Source organism: Mesorhizobium sp. M7A.F.Ca.CA.003.01.2.1, assembly GCF_003998945.1.
GTDB classification, from domain to species: domain Bacteria; phylum Pseudomonadota; class Alphaproteobacteria; order Rhizobiales; family Rhizobiaceae; genus Mesorhizobium; species Mesorhizobium ciceri.
On sequence record NZ_RZRA01001160.1, the window covers coordinates 1 to 1,490 of the forward strand.

Annotated in this window: 1 protein-coding gene; it reads right to left on the reverse strand. The window is 61.1% G+C overall.

Annotated elements, in window-relative coordinates; translation table 11 throughout:
* Positions 1 to 72: 72 nt before the first annotated feature.
* Positions 73 to 1,490 (reverse strand): cbb3-type cytochrome c oxidase subunit I (locus EN969_RS30780; protein ID WP_127419718.1); only part of this gene is annotated, 1,418 nt, incomplete at its 5' end.

Below are 1,490 nucleotides of genomic sequence, written 5' to 3' on the forward strand. Positions count from 1 at the left end.
CGGCATGGCCGTGGTCGTCTTCCAGGTGGAAGATCGTGTCGTCGATCACCGTGTCGGCGTGTGCCATGGTGCTCATCCCGCCTGGCTGGTGGCTGCGAGCAGGCGTGTCCGCTCGTCCTCGACGCGGGTGACGTCGCTGGACGGAATGTGGAAGTCCCGGTCGTAATTGAAGGTATGCGCGATGGCGTAGCCGATCAGAGCAACGAAGCTCACGATCGCCAGCCACCAGATGTACCAGATGAGCGCCACGGCAAGCACCACGCTCAACCCAGCCAGAATGACGCCGGCTCCGGTGTTGCGCGGCATGTGGATGTCGTGGAAGCCCGTCAACGGACGCTGGTAACCGCGATTCTTCATGTCCGCCCAGGTGTCGAGATCGTGGACGACCGGCGTAAAGGCGAAATTGTAGGCCGGGGGCGGCGACGAGGTTGCCCATTCGAGTGTACGCCCGTCCCACGGATCACCGGTGTCGTCGCGAAGCTGCTCGCGCCGGCGCACGCTGACGAAGATCTGGATGAGGAAGGACAGGATACCAAGGAGGATCAGGAAGGCGCCAAAAGCGGCGATGATGAACCAGATCTGCAGCGAGGGATCCTCGAAGGTGCGTAGCCGGCGCGTTACGCCCATCAGGCCGAGGATGTACAGCGGCATGAAGGCGAACCAGAAGCCGACCACCCAGAACCAGAAGGACATCTTTCCCCAGAACGGATCGAGCCGGAAGCCGAATGCCTTGGGGAACCAGTAGCTGATACCGGCAAACAGGCCGAACAGCACGCCGCCGATGATGACGTTGTGGAAATGCGCGACCAGGAACAGGCTGTTGTGGAGCACGAAGTCGGCCGGCGGAACGGCGAGCAGCACGCCGGTCATGCCGCCGACGGTGAAGGTCAGCATGAAGGCGACTGTCCACATCATCGGCAGTTCGAAGCGGATGCGGCCGCGGTACATGGTGAACAGCCAGTTGAATATCTTGGCGCCTGTCGGGATCGAAATGATCATCGTGGTGATGCCGAAGAACGAGTTGACGCTCGCTCCCGACCCCATGGTGAAAAAGTGATGCAGCCAGACGAGATAGGACAGGATGGTGATGACGATGGTTGCGTAGACCATCGAGGTGTAGCCAAAGAGCCGCTTGCCGCAGAAGGCCGAGGTCACTTCGGAAAATATGCCGAAGGCCGGCAGGATCAGGATGTAGACCTCGGGGTGGCCCCAGATCCAGATCAGGTTCACGTACATCATCGGATTGCCGCCGAAGTCGTTCGTGAAGAAGTTGGTGCCGACATAGCGGTCGAGAGCCAGCAGGGCCAGCACCGCCGTCAGCACCGGGAAGGCGGCGACGATGAGCACATTTGTGCAGAGCGCGGTCCAGGTGAAGATCGGCATTCTCATCATGGTCATGCCAGGCGCGCGCATCTTGACGATGGTGCAGACCAGGTTCACGCCCGACAGCAGCGTGCCGACGCCCGCCACTTGCAGCGCCCAGATATAAT